Genomic DNA, 1,590 nt, shown 5'->3' on the forward strand with positions numbered 1-1,590 from the left:
TTTCATTAGTAAGTTCATATTTTTTAGATACAGTTATACCAGCCATAGGTCACTCCCTAAGTTTATATTCGTTAAATTTTAAAATGAGATGTTTTAAAGAAAGGCGCCCCCGCACCGCCCGCGCTTTATTTAAGCAGCATAATATTCATGACGATAATAATCATCTTCACTCCCAAACTCAGGATATGCATCATCATCAATATCTTCATTAGCAGTTAAAGAAGCATTGCTATGTATATAAGAATTTCCAGAGATAAGAGCATCACAAACAACCGCATCATCGAAAACACGCGATTCATCACAGATATAAGCAGAGCCACTTATTTTCGCATTGCCTCCGACATGGGCATCATCACAAATGACAGCATTATCGGAAATATGAGCATGATCAGAGACACGGGCGTTATCATAAATTTGTGCATTGCCTTCAATAATCACGGCGTTGCTAGCATGTGCATTACCCGACAGCTTTGCATTGTCCTTTAATGTCATTCCTTCAAAAATAGCATTGCCATAAATTTGCGCATTACCATAGACGTCAACAAAAAAGCTTTTTACTTTAGCATTTCCAAAGACGCGTGCATTTTGAAAGACACGTGCTTTATTATACACCCAGCAATTGCCCTCATGAGAGAGGTTATCTTCACTTTCAATATAGCCACCTAAATCGCCTTTTTTGACATCACCAAAATCTCTTAAAGCTCTAATTCGCTTTAAGAAATGACCATCGATATATTCACAATCATCAATAAATTCGTATTTTTTTGTAGGCTCTTGTTTATTATTAGATGCGGTTTCATTTGCAATGTTAGAAACAACGGGGGTGTTTTTTGATAGAGTTTTCATAACTAAATCCTTATCATAAAATTGTTTTTCAATTGACAGCCCATAAGGGCGCCGGGTGTTGAAAAACACGGTGATAAGTCCGTTGCTTACATTTTTCCTATAAAGGTATTCTATGGTGTAAGCACACCCGACAGAGTCATTATATGCTAATTAACACATAAAATACAGTCAGTATTTTAAAGACATGGGAGAGGTTGTTTCGTAACCTATCCGCTAATCGTTAAGTGTTTTCAGCACTTGATTATTTATATAGCAAAATATGTATTTATTGTCAATTAATATTTTATCTTTTTTGATATTTTTTATAATTTTTTTAAATGCATTGTGTGTATATATTTATCATATGCTTATTAATTGCTTCTTTTGTATTATGTGCTTTTAAAGCTATATTATGGGCATTATAAAACGATTGCGTTATTTTCTGAATCTATACATTTATAATATTGAGAAACGCATCTCATGATGCGTATTTTTTACTTTATAACGTATCTGTTTTTTCACTAAATGAATTTTAAAATTTTTGTGAATTTCTTTTATAACACATTTGCAACTTAATAGCTTTTATAGGGACTGTCTTTATAACCAATGATTTCATTTGCATTGTGATTATGAAAATACCTTATGATTATGAAAGCCTGCTGTTTTTATATATTCTCTATAGCTGTTATATTCTTATAGCTCTTATAGCCACCGCATTATTTTTCATTTTCATAAGAGAAATGATAATTGTGATTTATTGTCTGT

1 protein-coding gene is annotated in these 1,590 nt (G+C 32.5%); it reads right to left on the minus strand.

Features of this window, described 5'->3' with window-relative positions; genetic code table 11:
• Window positions 1–129: 129 nt before the first annotated feature.
• Window positions 130–846, minus strand: a complete 717-nt coding sequence (locus PVV68_RS10320; protein WP_273722175.1) for a hypothetical protein — start codon at window positions 844–846, stop codon at window positions 130–132.
• Between the last annotated feature and the right edge of the window lie 744 nt (window positions 847–1,590).

Origin of the sequence: Bartonella sp. ML69XJBT (genome assembly GCF_028618515.1) — a bacterium.
Classification (GTDB): Bacteria; Pseudomonadota; Alphaproteobacteria; order Rhizobiales; family Rhizobiaceae; genus Bartonella.